Source organism: Mesorhizobium sp. B2-3-6 (genome assembly GCF_006442305.1).
Classification (GTDB): Bacteria; Pseudomonadota; Alphaproteobacteria; order Rhizobiales; family Rhizobiaceae; genus Mesorhizobium.
Genome location: NZ_VFVW01000003.1, coordinates 135,073 through 150,815, shown reverse-complemented (window position 1 = coordinate 150,815; position 15,743 = coordinate 135,073). Strand labels below are relative to the sequence as shown.

Annotated in this window: 17 protein-coding genes; 8 read left to right on the top strand and 9 right to left on the bottom strand. The window is 64.6% G+C overall.

Translation table 11 applies throughout. The annotated features are described in order from the left end of the window. The first annotated feature begins 28 nt into the window (after positions 1 to 28). The 4 genes from FJ953_RS09930 to FJ953_RS09915 are packed head-to-tail and all read left to right on the top strand — an operon-like array spanning position 29 to position 4,082. Complete coding sequence (locus FJ953_RS09930) at positions 29 to 1,387, top strand: LLM class flavin-dependent oxidoreductase (RefSeq protein ID WP_140524905.1); 1,359 nt, start codon at positions 29 to 31, stop codon at positions 1,385 to 1,387. Positions 1,388 to 1,411: 24 nt separating this feature from the next. Continuing rightward, positions 1,412 to 2,260 (top strand): ABC transporter permease, encoded by an 849-nt coding sequence (locus FJ953_RS09925; RefSeq protein ID WP_140496422.1) that lies wholly within the window; start codon positions 1,412 to 1,414, stop codon positions 2,258 to 2,260. A gap of 47 nt (positions 2,261 to 2,307) precedes the next feature. After that, on the top strand, positions 2,308 to 3,306 hold the full coding sequence (locus FJ953_RS09920) for an ABC transporter substrate-binding protein (RefSeq protein WP_140524904.1): 999 nt from the start codon (positions 2,308 to 2,310) through the stop codon (positions 3,304 to 3,306). Positions 3,307 to 3,323: 17 nt separating this feature from the next. After that, positions 3,324 to 4,082 carry an ABC transporter ATP-binding protein gene (locus FJ953_RS09915; RefSeq protein WP_140496020.1) on the top strand — a complete coding sequence of 253 codons (759 nt, stop codon included), beginning with the start codon at positions 3,324 to 3,326 and terminating at the stop codon, positions 4,080 to 4,082. 40 nt (positions 4,083 to 4,122) lie between these two features. On the opposite strand, the gene FJ953_RS09910 is transcribed toward FJ953_RS09915, so the two are convergent. Beyond that, the gene (locus FJ953_RS09910; protein ID WP_140666080.1) at positions 4,123 to 5,346 is read right to left on the bottom strand and encodes an MFS transporter; all 1,224 of its coding nucleotides are present in this window, start codon (positions 5,344 to 5,346) and stop codon (positions 4,123 to 4,125) included. Between the two features lie 151 nt (positions 5,347 to 5,497). Here FJ953_RS09910 and FJ953_RS09905 point away from each other — a divergent pair, with 151 nt between their 5' ends. Then, positions 5,498 to 6,367 carry a helix-turn-helix transcriptional regulator gene (locus tag FJ953_RS09905; protein WP_140496018.1) on the top strand — a complete coding sequence of 290 codons (870 nt, stop codon included), beginning with the start codon at positions 5,498 to 5,500 and terminating at the stop codon, positions 6,365 to 6,367. A 117-nt stretch (positions 6,368 to 6,484) separates the two neighbouring features. Here FJ953_RS09905 and FJ953_RS09900 read toward each other — a convergent pair whose 3' ends face one another. The 7 genes from FJ953_RS09900 to FJ953_RS09870 all read right to left on the bottom strand — a co-directional run bounded on the left by FJ953_RS09900 (position 6,485) and on the right by FJ953_RS09870 (position 12,961). Continuing rightward, a complete protein-coding gene (locus FJ953_RS09900; RefSeq protein WP_140496017.1) occupies positions 6,485 to 7,420 on the bottom strand; it encodes a ribose-phosphate pyrophosphokinase in 936 nt (311 codons plus the stop codon). Between the two features lie 239 nt (positions 7,421 to 7,659). Then, positions 7,660 to 8,289 (bottom strand): hypothetical protein, encoded by a 630-nt coding sequence (locus FJ953_RS09895; protein ID WP_140624150.1) that lies wholly within the window; start codon positions 8,287 to 8,289, stop codon positions 7,660 to 7,662. Between the two features lie 43 nt (positions 8,290 to 8,332). Further along, complete coding sequence (locus FJ953_RS09890) at positions 8,333 to 9,484, bottom strand: Xaa-Pro peptidase family protein (protein WP_140516886.1); 1,152 nt, start codon at positions 9,482 to 9,484, stop codon at positions 8,333 to 8,335. Continuing rightward, a complete protein-coding gene (gene pgeF / locus FJ953_RS09885; RefSeq protein ID WP_140516884.1) occupies positions 9,484 to 10,278 on the bottom strand; it encodes a peptidoglycan editing factor PgeF in 795 nt (264 codons plus the stop codon). The genes FJ953_RS09890 and pgeF overlap by 1 nt, the downstream gene beginning before the upstream one ends. Positions 10,279 to 10,635: 357 nt before the next feature. After that, complete coding sequence (locus FJ953_RS09880; RefSeq protein ID WP_140624148.1) at positions 10,636 to 11,733, bottom strand: class I SAM-dependent methyltransferase; 1,098 nt, start codon at positions 11,731 to 11,733, stop codon at positions 10,636 to 10,638. Then, a complete protein-coding gene (lgt, locus tag FJ953_RS09875) occupies positions 11,730 to 12,590 on the bottom strand; it encodes a prolipoprotein diacylglyceryl transferase (RefSeq protein ID WP_140624146.1) in 861 nt (286 codons plus the stop codon). Before lgt ends, FJ953_RS09880 begins: the two co-directional genes overlap by 4 nt. Positions 12,591 to 12,721: 131 nt before the next feature. Continuing rightward, positions 12,722 to 12,961 carry a BrnA antitoxin family protein gene (locus tag FJ953_RS09870; protein ID WP_031250360.1) on the bottom strand — a complete coding sequence of 80 codons (240 nt, stop codon included), beginning with the start codon at positions 12,959 to 12,961 and terminating at the stop codon, positions 12,722 to 12,724. A 216-nt stretch (positions 12,962 to 13,177) separates the two neighbouring features. On the opposite strand from FJ953_RS09870, the gene FJ953_RS09865 reads away from it, so the two are divergent. From FJ953_RS09865 to FJ953_RS09855, 3 genes are all read left to right on the top strand, one after another. Beyond that, positions 13,178 to 13,480, top strand: coding sequence for an accessory factor UbiK family protein (locus FJ953_RS09865; RefSeq protein ID WP_140516880.1), 303 nt, complete (start codon positions 13,178 to 13,180; stop codon positions 13,478 to 13,480). Between the two features lie 316 nt (positions 13,481 to 13,796). Beyond that, complete coding sequence (locus tag FJ953_RS09860; RefSeq protein ID WP_127855850.1) at positions 13,797 to 14,297, top strand: YbjN domain-containing protein; 501 nt, start codon at positions 13,797 to 13,799, stop codon at positions 14,295 to 14,297. 16 nt (positions 14,298 to 14,313) lie between these two features. Next, on the top strand, positions 14,314 to 14,673 hold the full coding sequence (locus tag FJ953_RS09855; RefSeq protein ID WP_140567062.1) for a tRNA-binding protein: 360 nt from the start codon (positions 14,314 to 14,316) through the stop codon (positions 14,671 to 14,673). Between the two features lie 13 nt (positions 14,674 to 14,686). Here the strand turns inward: FJ953_RS09855 and FJ953_RS09850 are convergent, their stop codons facing one another. Next, entirely contained in the window at positions 14,687 to 15,709 is a 1,023-nt protein-coding gene (locus tag FJ953_RS09850; protein WP_140624144.1) for a glycosyltransferase family 1 protein, read from the bottom strand. Positions 15,710 to 15,743: the final 34 nt, after the last annotated feature.

The following is a 15,743-nucleotide window of genomic DNA, read 5'->3' as shown; positions in this document are numbered from 1 at the left end:
AATGGTTTTCGAACAAAGGGACCCAGCCATGACCATCAAATCAAGACAGATCAAGCTCGGCGCCTTTCTACCCGGTGGCGGCCAGCATGTCGCCGCCTGGCGCCATCCCGACGCTCCGGCCGACGGCGCGACCAATTTCGAGTTTCACAAGCAGCTCGCGCTGACCGCCGAACGGGGCCTGTTCGATGCCTATTTCCTCGCCGACAACCTGACGGTCGGGCTTGGCGCCCGCGAAGGCGGCAACGCCAAGATCGCGGGTTTCGAACCGGTGACGTTGTTTGCGGCGCTGGCGCCGCTGACGACGCATCTCGGATTCATCGCCACGGCCTCGACCACCTATGAGGAGCCCTACACGCTTGCCCGTAAATTCGCCTCGCTCGACCTCTTGTCGAATGGCCGGGCAGGCTGGAACGTCGTCACCTCGGCGGGCGACGACACGGCGCGCAACTTCAACCGCGACATCCAGCCCAACCATGCCGAGCGCTACGCACGAGCGCATGAGCATGTCGAGACGGTCAAGGCGCTGTGGGACAGCTGGGAGGACGACGCCTTTATCCGCGACAAGAAAACGGGCCGCTTCTACGACAAGGACAAGCTTCACGACATCGACCACAAGGGTGAGCATTTCAGTGTCAAAGGGCCGCTCAACGTGCCCCGCCCGGTGCAGGGCCACCCCGTGGTCGTGCAGGCGGGCCAGTCCGAGGATGGGCGCAAGCTCGCGGCCGCCTCGGCCGAGGTCATCTTCACCGCGCATCAGAACCTTGCCTCCGCGCAGGAATTCTATCGCGACATCAAGGCCCGCGTGGCGGCGGCCGGCCGCGATCCCGAACAGGTGCTGATCATGCCGGGCGTGGCGCCCTTTGTCGGCCGCACCGAAGAAGAGGCGCGAGCCAAGTATCAGCAATTGAACGACCTGATCCTGCCCGAGGACGGCGTCGCGCTGCTCAACGGACTTGCCGGGCAGACGCTCGATCTCAGGGGCTATCCGCTCGACGGACCGCTGCCGCCGAGCCGCGAAACCGAAGGCATGAAGAGCCGCCAGGCGCTGATCCGCCAGATCGCCGACGAGCACAACTTCTCCATCCGCCAGCTCTATCAATGGGTCGCGACCGCACGAGGCCACTACACCGTGATCGGCAGCGCCATTCAGGTCGCCGACCAGCTGGAGGAATGGTTCAGCAACGAAGCCGCCGACGGGTTCAACATCCTGCCGCCATGGCTGCCCGGCGCGCTAGACGATTTCGTCGACCTGGTGGTCCCCGAATTACAGCGGCGCGGCCTGTTTCGTACCGCTTACGAGGGCAGGACGCTGCGCGAGCATCTTGGCCTCAAGCGGCCGCAGAACCCCTGGACGGTTGCCCGTTCGACCGTGCTCGCCGCCGAATGATGCGTTGAAGCGAAAGGCATGACGATGACTTTGCAGCACATTGAACGGCCGACGGGCATCGGCGCGCATGAAAACGGCAACGGGCTCGGCGCCGATATTCTGAGCCTGGCTGGCCGAACCCTCACGCGTCTGCTGTCGCGCTATGGCGTGCTTTTGGGGTTCCTGGCGCTTTGGCAGGCGGCGGCGAGCGGCGGCTGGGTCAATGCCGCGGTGTTGCCGCCGATCGACATGATCGTCGTAGCGCTCTGGAAGGGCCTCGCCGGGGGCAGCCTGCTCGGCGACATCGCCATCAGCCTGCAGCGCGCCGGCCTCGCCTTCGCCGCGGCGGCTACGGTCGCCATCCCGCTCGGCCTCGTCATGGGTCAGACCCGCAGCGTCGAGACGGCGCTCGATCCGATCCTGCAACTGTTCCGGCAGACCTCGGCCCTGGCGCTCTATCCCGTCTTCATCCTGCTTCTGGGGCTAGGCGAAGCCTCCAAAGTGTTCGTCATCTTCTGGGCAACGCTGTTTCCGCTGCTGCTCAACACGATCAGCGGCGTCAAGGAGGTCGATCCGAAGCTGCTCGAAATGGCGCGCGTCTACGGCGCCCGGCGGCTGACCATATTCCGGCGCGTCGTGCTGCCGGGCGCCGTGCCTTCGATCTTCGTCGGGTTGAGGCTCGGCGCGACCACCGCGCTGCTGCTGCTGATTGCCTCGGAAATGATCGGCGCCAACAAAGGCATCGGCTTCCAGGTGATGAACGCGCAGTACAATTTCCAGATCCCGCTGATGTTCGCGTCGATCGTCATCCTGGCCGCGCTCGGCCTGATCGCGAACCAGGTGCTGGTCAGCCTGCAGCGGCGGCTTTGCCGCTGGAGCAGTTCCGCCGGCTGAACAGCCGCCCCCATCATCGTCATTTTTGAAAAGTGAAAGGCCGGATCATGACCATCACACGCCGCTCGCTGCTTCTGCGCGCCCCTCTTGCCGCCGGCATCATCGCCGTCGGGCTACCATCGATCGCGCGCTCGCAGGCCGCTTCCGTCAAGATACGCTATCTCGCAAGCCGCGGCAGCATCTCGCCGCATGAGCTTGCCGACCAACTCGGCTACTTCAAGGGCCTCGGCATCGAGCTCGAGAATGTCGGCTATGCCGGCGGCGGCCCGGAATCGCTGTTTGCGCTCGCCTCCGGCAGCGTCGACCTGGGTTCGGCCGCCACGCCGGCCGTGATCAACTCGATCGCCGGCGGCAACGACTTCGTCGCCGCCTATCCGAGCAACGGCATCAACAGCCAGGTCAAAAGCGTTTTCTATGTGCTGGAGGACAGCCCGATCAGGTCGATCGCGGACGTCGCCGGCAAGACGATCTCGGTCAACACGCTCGGCGCCCATCTCGACTACGCGGTGCGTGAAGCGCTGCACAGCGTCGGCCTGCCGCCGGACGCCGCCAAGCTCGTCGTGGTGCCCGGGCCGCAACTCGAGCAGACGTTGCGCTCGCATCAGGTCGATGTCGCCGGGCTCGGCTACTGGCAGGCGACTTTCGCCGGTGCCCTGGTGGCCAATGGCGGTGTGCGCGGCGTGTTCAACGACGCCGACGTGCTGGGCGAGATCGCGGGCGGCTTCATCGTGCTGCGGCGGGATTTCATCGCCGCCAATCGCGACGCCGCCAAGAACTTGGTCGAACAGTCCGCGCGTGCGGCCGACTGGTCGCGGCAGAATCCCGACGAGGCCCGCAAGGTGCTGGCCGAAATCCTCGACAAACGCGGCGAGAACGGCGAACTGGCGCGCTACTGGACGGGTTTCGGCCTGCGTGAGAAGGCGGTGGCGACCGACCGCGACATCGACTTCTGGGTGGCTGTGCTCGAGCGCGACGGCCGCCTGCCGAAGGGCAAGCTCAAGGCTGCCGACATCCTCTACCGGCCAGGCGAAAGCAAGACCAATTGAGCAAGGAGGCACCCAGCATGGCCACAGCACGCGGCGAGGTCACGATCCGCGACCTGTCGAAGTCCTTTGCACTCGGCGGGCGCTCGCTCGCCGTGCTGCGTTCGCTCAATCTCGACATCCGCTCCGGCGAGTGCCTGGTCATTGTCGGCGCCAGCGGATCGGGCAAGACGACATTGCTGCGCATCCTTGCCGGGTTGGAAACCGCCGACGAAGGCGCCGTTGCGATCGATGGCAAGCAAATAAAAGGCGTCGGCGCGGAGCGGGCGGTGATCTTCCAGGAACCGCGCTTGCTGCCCTGGCTGAGCGTGCTTGGCAACGTCGCCTTCGGCCTCGAAGTTCGCGGCGTGCCCAAGGTGCAGGCCGAGCGGAGGGCGCGCTTCTACATAGCGCTGGTCGGTCTTGCCGAGTTCAGCGATGCCTACCCGCGGCAGCTTTCGGGCGGCATGGCGCAACGCGTCGGCATCGCCCGGGCGCTGACGGTGCAGCCCGAAATTCTGCTGCTCGATGAGCCGCTCGGCGCCCTCGACGCCATGACCAAGATCTCCATGCAGGAGGAACTGGCGCGCATCTGGAGCGAGGAAAACGTCACCATGGTCATGGTCACCCACGATCTGGAGGAGGCGATCTATCTCGCCGACAGAGTGCTGATCCTGCCCAAGGAGAAAGGCGGCGCGGCGCGTCTGATCACCGTCGACCTGCCGCGCCCCCGTGATCGCAGCGAAAGCCGCTTCGTGCGCCACCGTGAGGAGTTGCTGCGCGAATTCGGCCTGCACTGAGGCCTCGACGCGCTCGCACGTGTCGAGGCGCTTTCCCAGGTTAGGCCTTCCGTGCTTCCTTCATATTGGGCAGGAACACCGTCAACAGGCCCAGGAACGGCAAATACGAACAGATCTGGAAGACGAAGTCGATGCCCTTCATGTCAGCGACGATACCGAGCACGGCGGCGGCGATACCGCCGACGCCGAAGGCGAAGCCGAAGAAGATGCCGGCGATCATGCCGACGCGGCCCGGCACCAGTTCCTGCGCAAAGACGACGATGTTGGAGAAGGCCGACGACAGGATCAGGCCGATCAGCACCGTCAGCACCATCGTCCATTCCATGTTGGCGTAAGGCAGCGCCAGCGTGAAGGGCAGCACGCCGACGATGGAAAACCAGATCATCGCCTTCTGTCCGTAGCGGTCGCCGAACGGACCGCCGAGCAGGATGCCCAGCGCCGAGGCGCCGAGGAACAGGAACAGCATGACCTGCGACATCTGCACCGAAACGCCGAACTTATGGATGGCGTAGAAGGTGTAGTAGCTGGATAGGCTGGCGATGTAGGCGTTCTTGGTCAGCACCAGCAGCGTCAGCACGGCCAGGGCCCCCATCACCTTGCGGCGCGGGAAGGGCGAGACGAAACTGGACGTCTTGCGGTTCGCCTGTGTGGCGCGCAAGCGGCTGTACCACCCGCCGACCTGCCACAACACGACGATGCCGATAAGCGAGCCGACGGCGAACCATGAAATGCTGGTCTGGCCGAAAGGCACGACGATAAATGCCGCCAGCAGCGGTCCCATGGACTGGCCGAAATTGCCACCGACCTGGAACAGCGACTGCGCCAGGCCGAAGCGGCCGCCTGAGGCGAAGCGGGCGATGCGCGAGGATTCCGGATGGAAGATCGCCGAGCCGATGCCGATCAGCGAAGCGCCGATCAGGAGCAGCGTGTAGTGGCCGGCATAGGCAAGCACGATCAGGCCGATCAGCGAAGAGGCCATGCCGTAGGGCAGGGAATAGGGCATTGGCCGCTTGTCGGTGATCATGCCGATCACCGGCTGCAGCAACGACGCAGTCACCTGGAAGGTGAAGGTCAGAAGGCCGATCTGCCAGAAATCGAGGCCGTAATTCTCCTTCAACAGGGGATAGATGGCCGATAGCAGCGACTGCATGATGTCGTTGATGCAATGGCAAAAACTCACCGCCAGGATGACGGTGAAGGCCGTCGCCTGGGCTGAAGCATGGCTGGCGGTCGCGGGAGGGGCGACGGCTGTCGTATCGGTCAAGGCAGGCTCCGTAGTCTTTTTGGCGGGCATACCCGCGGGCAAGCTGGCGGACGCTCCTGCGGCCGCCTTGGGAACGGATGGCTTATAGGCCGCTTGCGGGACGACTTCTTTCGTGGTTTGGTCCAATAGTTTCGCAAGTGGGCCATAGCTTATGCCGCATGGCAGGGAAATTTTTCACGCTGGCAATGCCGACCTCGAGCAGTTGCACGAGCGTCGCTGGCTATGGCTGGAGCAAGTGGCCGGGCCGGCGGTGGCGTTGCCGACCGAATATCCCGACGGCTACCATGTGCCGCGGCACCGCCACAGCCGCAGCCAGTTGCTGCATGCGCTGGTCGGCGTCGTGCTGGTGACGACGCGGCACGGGCGCTGGATGGTGCCGCCCGATCACGCCATGTGGATCCCCGCGGGCACCGAGCATTCCGTCGAGATGCTGGGCGATGTCTCGATGCGCTCGGTCTATGTCATGCCGGGAGCGATCCCCGGACTGCCGGAAGGCTTGCGCGTCGTCGGCGTCACCGACCTGATGCACAGCCTGATCGTTGAATCGGAAAAACTGCCGCAAGGCGGCGTGCTGGAAGGGCGTGGCGGGCTGATCATGAATCTCCTGCTGCACGAAATTCCGACTTTGCCGGAGCGGCCGCTTGGCCTGCCGTTCCCCTCCGATCCCAGGCTGGCGGCGCTGTGCCGGCGTTTCGTGGCGGCACCGTCGCCGCGCGCGACGATCGACGAGTGGGCGGACGCCGCCGGCATGAGCCGACGCTCCTTCACGCGCGCCTTTCATCGCCAGACCGGACTGTCGCTGTCGACATGGCGCCAGCAAGCATGCCTGTTCGCGGCGCTGCCGAGGCTCGCCGATGGGGAGCCGATCACCCGGGTGGCGCTCGATCTCGGCTATGACAGCGTGCCGGCCTTCATCACCATGTTCAAGCGCATGCTGGGCGCCTCGCCGCGCGGCTATATGCGCGGTGCGCGAGATGCCGGCGAAAACCCGCGGCGCATAGGCGGTCCGATCGCCGCTTGAGGCATGCCGATGGCATCAAGCTGATGCGCCAACCTTCGGTCTAAGGTCCATTTGCAGGAGCACTGATTGCACGTTGTAATCGGTTTTGCTGCGCTACGCGCCCGCCGGGATCGACAATTAGTCGAACAGGCTCGACACCGATTCCTCGGTTGCCGTGCGCGAGATGGCTTCGCCCATCAGGTCGGCGATCGAGATGACGCGGATATTGGGGGCGTCGAGCACGCCCTGGGTCGGCTGGATGGAATCGGTGATCACCAGTTCCTGCAGCTTGGAGCCACTGATGCGGGTGACCGCGCCGCCCGACAGCACACCATGAGTGATATAGGCGGTGACGCTGGTGGCGCCGTTGGCCAGCAGCGCATCGGCGGCGTTGCACAGCGTGCCGCCGGAATCGACGATGTCGTCGATCAGCAGGCAGTCCTTGCCGGCGACCGCGCCGATGATGTTCATGACCTCCGATTCGCCGGGACGCTCGCGGCGTTTGTCGACGATGGCGAGCTGTGCGTCGAAGCGCTTGGCCAGCGCGCGTGCACGCACCACGCCACCAATGTCGGGCGACACCACGACGACGTTGCCGAGCTGCTTGTATTTCGCCTTCACATCGCGGGCCATGACCGGCACCGAGAACAGATTGTCGGTCGGAATATCGAAGAAGCCCTGGATCTGGCCGGCGTGGAGGTCGAGCGTGAGCACGCGGTCGACCCCGGCGCGGGTGATCATGTTGGCGACCAGCTTGGCCGAGATCGGCGTGCGGCCGGAGGCGCGGCGGTCCTGCCTGGCATAGCCGAAATAGGGGATCACCGCCGTGATGCGCTTGGCCGACGAGCGCATGAAGGCGTCGATCATGATGAGCAGTTCCATCAGGTGATCGTTGGTCGGAAAGGAAGTCGACTGCAGGATGAAGACATCCTCGCCGCGCACGTTTTCCTGGATCTCGACGAAGATTTCCTGGTCGGCGAAGCGCCTGACGCTGGCCTTGCCCAGCGGGATGTTGAGATAGCGGGCGACCGCCTCGGCCAGCACCCTGTTGGAATTGCCCGCGAAGAGTTTCATGCACCGTTCCTGGTGGAGGATGGAGAGCCCCAACAGACTCGCCTACGCCCTTTAACCGGGCTTTTAGCGGCCCGCGCGGCTATTGCAAGCACCGTGATTGGAAATCCGCCGGCTAATCCTGGGAAATGTTCGCGCCATCGCGTATGGGCAACACCGGGCAGCGGGTCCGGCGCCGCTGCTCCTTCCCTTTGTTCGAGCATCGGTTTTCCCCGCGGCCGTTTCCATTCGGGTCCGATAGTCTAGCCCGCCTTGCCGCCGAGCCATGCCGCGAACTGGTCGATGGTCTGGTCGGCGATCGCCTGCATGGTGGCTGGCGCCACCGCTTTCCAACTGTCGCCGCCCGCGCTGGCGCCGGAATTGGCCGAAGCCGCCTTCTGCTGGCCGTTGATGCGATGCAGGCGGTTGCCCGAGGGATCGTAGACGTCCCACACATAGATGACGGTGGTGTCCTTGCCTTCGGAGATCACCGAGAAATAGCCTTTGAGCACATGGGTCGCGGTCTGGTCGGCGCTGCCGGCCAGCGTGATGCCGCGCTGCCTAGCGCGCGTCTGCAACTCCGCCGTCAGCGGCGTCGCCGCTTCCACCGAAGCGCCGACGATCGGCGCGATCTGCAGGCGCGTCCTGGCAAGGATTGCGGCGGTCTGTGCGGGCGTGGCTGACGTCGTGGTCGTTGCTGGAGCGCCCGCCGTGGTCGTGGCAGGGCCAGCGGGCGCCGGGGTGGCGGCGCTGCCCTGGGCTGCCGGCGTGGCCGGCGCCGCGGCCGTGGGCGGGGTGATGGCGGAGGGTTCGAGGACGTCTTTTGCGTTGGTGCAGGCGGCGAGCGCCAGGACCACGAGCAATGACACGGTCGTCAGCTGCGATCGTCTCATTTGCCTTCTAACTCCTTGGCGAAGAACGCCTCCCATCGTGGATTCACTGTACGATCAAGTCGAGATCATGGCGGGAAAGCGGCTTCGGCTGTGATTCGGTCGTGAGATAGGTGCGGCCAAGCGTCATCGCCGTCTCGGTTTCGGAATCCATGATGATCATGTGGGCGAACAACGTCATGTTCGGCGCGATCGGCTCGGGATTGCCCTGGTAGAACATCGGCATGTCCATCCAGGACGGGGTGAAGCGGGCGCCGACCGAGTAGCCGCAGGCATTCAGCCGATGCTTGGTCAGTCCACGCGCCTCCATGACACGGGCATGCGCGTCGAACACGTCGCCGAAACTGTTGCCCGGCGTCATCGCCTTCTCGACCGCCAGCAGCGCGGCACGGGCCGCGTCGAACAAGTCCTGGTGACGCTTCGAGGCCTTGCCGGTCAGCACCGTGCGCATCATCGGCGCATGATAGTGATGAAAGACTCCCGCCCATTCGAGCGTCAACTGGTCGTTCTTGGTGAGCTTGCGGCGACCGGCCTTGTAGCGGCACAGCAGCGCGTCGACGCCGGAGCCGATGATGAATTCGTTGGCCGGATAGTCGCCGCCACCGGCAAAGATCGCGCCTTGCATGGCGGCAAGGATCAGCGCCTCGTCACCGCCCTGCTTGATCAGCGGCAAGGCCGCATCCAGCGCGTCGTCGGCCAGGTTCGCCGCCTTCTCGGCCTTGGCGATCTCGGCCGGGCTCTTGAACAGGCGCAGCCGACCGACGATGCCGGACGCATCGGCGATCTGGCCGAAGGTCTGCAGCTGCTCGTCGAGGCGGCGGCCATTATAGGCGGTCAGCCCATGAGTGTCGTATTCGACCCCGATGCGGGCGCCGAGCAGGTCGAGCTCGTTCAGCAGATTGCGCAGGTCGACGGCCGGATTGGCGCCATCGCGATCGGTCCACAGCACGATGTTGTCGATGATTGAGGTGTGGCGCGCCTGACGCAGGTCGGCCGAGCGGGTCAGCAACACCATGGACCCGTCGGCTTTCACCACCAAGCACTGGAAGAAGCAGAAACCGAACGTGTCGTAGCCGGTCAGCCAATACATGCTTTCCTGTGCGAAGAGCAGGATTGCGTCGAGCTTCTTCTCGGCCATCTCGATCACCAGCCGGTCGCGGCGCGCGTCGAATTCGGATCGTTCAAAATGCAGCGCCATCATTCACTCTCCAAAACGATTGCCGACACCTGACGGCCGTAATCGGGTTCCTTGCGGTGCGTCGTGCGCCGGTAGGAGTAAAACAGATCTTCCTCGGCATAGGTGCAGCGGCCGAGACCTTGCGCGGTCACACCCGCCCTGTCGAGCCGGTCCAGCGTGTAGCGGTTGAGGTCGAACATCGAACGACCGGGATTCGCCGAAGGCGCGAAATATCTGTCATTTTCGCCATCGGCCTCGACGAAGCGGGCGACGAATTCAGGCCCGACCTCGTAGTTTTCCGGGCCGATCGAGGGGCCGAGCACGGCGACGATGTTTTCACGCCTGGCGCCGAGACTTTCCATGGCGGCAATGGTGTTCTCGAGCACCCCCGTGAAGGCGCCTTTCCAGCCGGCATGCGCCGCGCCGATGATACGCGCCGCGGCATCCGCGAACAGCACAGGGCCGCAATCGGCGGTCGAGGCGCCGATGGCGATGCCCGGCCGGTCGGTGACGATGGCGTCGGCCTTGGGACGCTCGCCTGCAAAGGGTCCCCTGGCGACGACGACATCAGGCGAATGGACTTGCCAGGCGGTCAGGAGATGGTCCGCCGGCACGCCCATCCAGGCGGCGACACGGCGGCGGTTCTCGGCGACCAGCGCCTGGTCGTCATCCGAGCCGGTGCCGATGTTGAGGCCCTGATAGATGCCGGGCGAGACGCCGCCGACGCGGGTGAAATAACCGTGGCGGATGCCTTGTGCCTGCGCCAGGTCCAGCAGCGGCGACCGCACGGGATCCAGTTTGGTCTGATTCAGCATGTGGGCGTTGTTGTCCGTGTGGGCGGTTTCGTCAAGAAAAAGTCCGAAGCGAGACGGCCGGCGTTCAGCCGCTCTTTTACCGGACGGGAGATTGGGAGGGGTGACGGTGAAAAGTCAATCCGGCGTGGCGAAGGGGCAACGCAACCAATCCGGGGTAACGGTTCCTTCGCCGCTGCGCGGTGAGGGAGCATTGAACGGAAAAACCCGCCTGTGCGGCGGGTCCCTGGCGCAACTCAGCACCATAACCAAATATCTACCATAGTTGCCTTCACCCTGTCAAGAAAAAATTCCTATCATGAGAAGTTGTCGGCCATGAAAAGCTACCGACACAACCGGACTGGCCGTCGTCACGCCTTGTCAATCCGAGCTCGGAGCCTGGGCAAAGGGGCGAACGGCAACGCCGCGCGGCACTATGGCAAGCACCTTGAACAGGTCGCCCATGGCCTGCGGCCCGGCGAGGCGTTCGACATCGCCAGCGATCTTGTCGCGAGCCGCCTGGCTGGCATCGGCGCCAAGCCGGCCGGCGCGCTCCAGAATGCCCAGGCCGAGCAGGAAATCGCCCTGCGTCGACAGATGGGCGTCGAGACCATGCGCGCGCACCACCCCGGCAAGGGCGGCGAAATCGACATGGGAGGTGAGATCGGCTTCGCCGGGATTGGCCAGCACATCTTCGTGATCATGACGACGCAAGGCCTGCAACGTGTCGCCGACACCCGGCCGCAGATGGCCATAGTCGACAAACAGGCCGGAGCCGCCGTGAGCCGCTATGCGCTCGGCGATGGTCGCCATCAGGGCGCTGCGCGCCGGCGCCACTTCGACGATCGCGCCTTGCGGCGCCTCGCCGGCATCGGCGGGCAGCAGCGTCGGGTCGAGCGAGCCGGCGCCGGCGAAGAAGCAAAGATTGTCAGCGCCGTCGAGGCCGATCACGCGCTCGCGCCAGCCGGTGCCGGTGCGGACGAACTGGCGGATGGGGATGGCGTCGAACAATTCGTTGCCGACGATGAAAAGCGGCTGTGGCGGCAGCGTGTCGATGGTCTCGTGCCAGCGAATGGAGAACGGTGTGGCGCCGAGCGTCTGTTTCTGCACCTCGGTCAGGCGCGGGCTGGTCTCGATCATGGCGAACGCAGCGTCGTTGGCCAGTGCCGGTTCGAGCCGCGACAGGGTGCGCAGCACGTCCTTCATCAGCGTGCCGCGGCCGGCGCCGATCTCGCCGATAGTGACCGGCGTCGGCCGGCCGACCGCCAGCCAGGCCTGGTAGAGCCAGACGGCGACGAGCTCGCCGAACATCTGGCTGATCTCCGGCGCGGTGACGAAATCCCCGGCGGCGCCGAACGGTTCGCGCGTGGTGTAGTAGCCCGCCTCGGGATCGAACAGGCACAATGCCATGTATTCGTTGACGGGGATCGGCCCTGTCGCCTCGATCAGATCGACGATGCGTGCCTTCAGCCGCGTCATGTCGCCTGCGGCCGTGACTGCGGCACCGGCTTGGCTGTCGTCATCGCCCAAATGCCGGCCAGCACCATCGGCGAGGACAGGATCATGCCCATGGTCAGCCAGTTGGTGCCAAGGAGATAGCCGAGCTGCTGGTCGGGCTCGCGGAAGAATTCGACTGCTATGCGCGACAGGCCATAGCCGCAGATGAAGGCGCCGCCGACGAAGCGCGGCGTCTTCAGCTTGAGGCGCGAATGGGTGAGGAAGCGCAGCACGAGAAAGAGCACCAGGCCTTCAAGCAGGGCCTCGTAAAGCTGGCTCGGATGGCGGGTAAACGGCCCGCCATTGGGAAACTCGATCGCCCACGGCACGTCGGTTGGCCGGCCCCAGAGCTCGGAGTTGATGAAGTTGGCGACGCGCACGAGGCCAAGACCGACCGGCACGCCAGCGGCCACGACGTCGAACAGCGACCAGGTGCGGATGCCGCGCTTGATCGAAAACAGCGTCATGGCGAGGATGACGCCGAGCAGGCCGCCATGGAACGACATGCCGCCCTGCCAGACGGCGAAGATGTCGAGCGGATGCGCGATATAGCGCGGCAGCTCATAGAACAGCACGTAGCCGGTGCGCCCGCCCAGCACGACGCCGATGGCCGCCCAGATGATGAAATCATCGAGGTCCTCCGGCTTCATCGGCAGGATGCCGTCGGGCCAGAGTTTCGGATTGGCGGCGAGCCGCTTGGCGTACCACCAGGCGAACAGGATGCCGACGATGTAGCCGACGCCGTACCAGTGCACCGCCAGCGGCCCGATCTGAATCAGCACCGGGTCGATGTCGGGAAAGGGCAACGAGGCCAGCGGCAGCAGGAAATATTCGTTCAACGGGGAGCTCTCGGTTGCGTTTGGCGCGGACCATGCGGCAGGGTTTTGGCGGGGTCAAGGCAAGGTGGTCGGCCTCAAAGATCGGATCGGATCACCGCTTGCAGGCCCATCGCGCCGTGCGGGCGGTGAGCTCAATCCCTTGGCTTGGCGGCCACCAACTGCCGCAACGCGTCGTTGATCCTGTCCTGCCAGCCGGGGCCATCTTCCTGGAAATGATCGAGCACGGCCCGGTCGATCCGGATCGAAACAAGCTCGCGGACGTTCGGCGCGGCCGAAGCTTCGCGAATTGGCGGTGCCGGCTTCTTCACCGGTTTGAAGGCAGCTTCGGCGGCTGCCATCGGATTGGTCGGTCGGCGCGGAGGGGTTGCCATTGGTGACCCTGACTGAAGTGTGCTTGAGGCAATGCGAGACGAGAACACAATAGGCGAGCTGGCGCCCTCAAGTACAGCTCTGGCGCCCGTCTGAGAGCTTCTTACAGGAATGCTACGGCCATGCGCCACAGCAACGCAGACAGCGCGGCAACCCTCAACGTTCTTGCATTCGGCGCGCCGTACTACTAACTCAATTCCAGCAACCGAGGATTTGCCATGTCGACCGGACCGAACCGCATTCTCGATGAATTCGCCAAGCTGATGACCGATGCCGCGGGCGCCGCGCAGGGCGTGCGGCGCGAGGTGGAGACCGCCTTCAAGGGACAGGCCGAACGCATCCTGAATTCGATGGACGTGGTGCAGCGCGAGGAATTCGAGGCCGCGCGCGAAATGGCCGCCAAGGCCAGGGAAGAGAATGCTCGCCTTGTCGACCGCATCGAGGCGCTCGAGGCCAGGCTTGCCGAACTGACCGGGCAGGCCACACCTGCGGCTTCCGCAAAGCCCAGGCCGAAAAAATAATTCGTTAAACTTTTCCACAAAGCACCAGCCTGAAAAGCGCTTTGCCGTGAATCGCTTACCGGCATTGCGTGACTCTGTGTGACAGCGCCTTTCCACATGCGAATGACGCAGCGCGAAAAATTGGGCTGTTCACGCGACTCCCGATCAATAGACTGAATTTGTTGCATGATTCGGAGCAGGGTCATGCGCCGGGCGGTGGGGTCCGGTCTGGGGTCTTTGCGTCGAGAAGTCCTGGCCGTCCGAGTTCTAGATCAGATTGTTCGTCGTGTGTGCCCCGCGGAGCGTGTGGCGCTCCCCTGAACACAGGAAGCATTCCATGGAACTTCTCGAACTCGAATTCTCCCGCGAAATCCATCCGGTGGATGTCATTGAGCAGGTGGCCCACAACAATGACTGGTCCTTCGAACGGGCCGGCGACGACGAAATCTCGATCTCGGTCGCCGGAAGCTGGACCGACTATCACGTCTCCTTCTCGTGGATGGAGGATTTCGAGGCGCTGCATCTGGCCTGCGCCTTCGACATCAAGGTGCCGGAGGCGCGCGCGCTGGAAGTGATGCGGCTGTTGTCGCTGATCAACGAACAGATGCTGTTCGGCCATTTCGACCTGTGGGAGCAGGAAGGCGCGATCATGTTCCGCCAGTCGCTGCTTCTGGCGGGCGGGGTCGAGCCATCGAGCCAGCAGGTCGAGGTGCTGCTGTCGTCGGCGCTGGAGGCCTGCGAATGCTACTTCCAGGCGTTCCAGTTCGTCGTCTGGTCCGGCACATCGGCCAAGGACGCGCTGGCGGGGGTGCTGTTCGAGACTTTCGGCAACGCCTGACCAAGATGTTTTCGACATGAGTTCAAGCAGCGAGCGCAAGCCCGAGATCAGTTTCGCCGATTTCGATCGTGTCGACATCCGCGCCGGCACGATCCTCGAGGCCGAACCGTTTCCGCAGGCACGCAAGCCGGCGTTCAAGCTCAAGATCGATTTCGGCCCCGAGATCGGGGTGAAGAAATCGTCGGCACAGATCACCAAATATTATACGCCCGAGACGCTCATCGGCCGGCAGGTGTTCGCGGTGGTCAATTTTCCGCCGCGCCAGATCGGGCCGTTCATGTCGGAAGTGCTGACGCTCGGCTTTCCCGACGAGGAGGGCGCCGTGGTGCTCGGCGCCATCGAGCGCAAGGTGCCGGACGGCGGGCGGCTGTTTTAGCCGAGAGGTAGCGTCAGGCTGCCAGCTTCCGCGTCGTGCCCAGCGCCTCCTGGACCGTATCGAGAAACATTTCCGCACAGGCTTTCCAGCTGTAGCGCATGGCGCGTTCTCGCGCCTGGGCGCGGTCGACATCGAGGGCGGCGAGCGATGCCGCGCGCAGGTCGTTGGAGATCGCGCCGCCGAAGCCGTCGCCGACGATGTCGATCGGTCCCGTGACCGGAAAGGCGGCGACCGGCGTGCCGCTGGCGAGCGCTTCGATGATGACGTTGCCGAAGGTGTCGGTGCGGCTCGGAAAGACGAAGACGTCGGCCGAGGCGTAGATTTCGGCCAGTTCGTCGTTGGGGCGGTGGCCAAGGAAATGCGCGGCGGGGTAGCGCGCCTTGAGCTTCGCCAGTTCCGGGCCCTCGCCGACAATCACCTTGCTGCCGGGAAGGTCGAGATCGAGGAAGGCGGAGAGGTTCTTCTCGATGGCGACGCGGCCGACACAGAGGAACAACGGGCCGGGGAAGCCGAGATCCTTCCTCTTGTCGGGCCGGAAATGATCGGTATCGACGCCGCGCGTCCATGGCCTCAGCTTGTTGAAGCCGCGCGCTGCAAGATCATCCGCCAGCGACTGCGTCGCGACCAGCGTGCCTTGGCCGGAATTGTGGAAATCGCGCAGCCAGCGATAGGCCCAGCTTTCCGGCACCGGCAGCCGGGCGCTGAGATATTCGGGAAAGCGTGTGTGGTAGCTGGTGGTAAACGGCCGGCCGGCATTGCGGCAGTAGCGCCGCGCCATGATGCCGAGCGGACCTTCGGTGACGATGTGGATGTGGTCTGCCTTGTAGGCCTCGATCAGGCGCGCGACATGACCTGGCGTGGTCAGCGCCAGGCGGATATCGGGATAGGTCGGCAAGGGCAAAGTGTGAAAGATGTTGGGCGTCAGGAAATCCACCGCGACGTCGAACGATTTCAGCGTCTCGGTGAGCCGCTCCAGCGTGTGGACGACGCCATTGACCTGCGGGCGCCAGGCGTCGGTGACCATCAATATGCGCATGGCGGGCCTTTGCTCGAAAGGTCGGCGGTTGCCT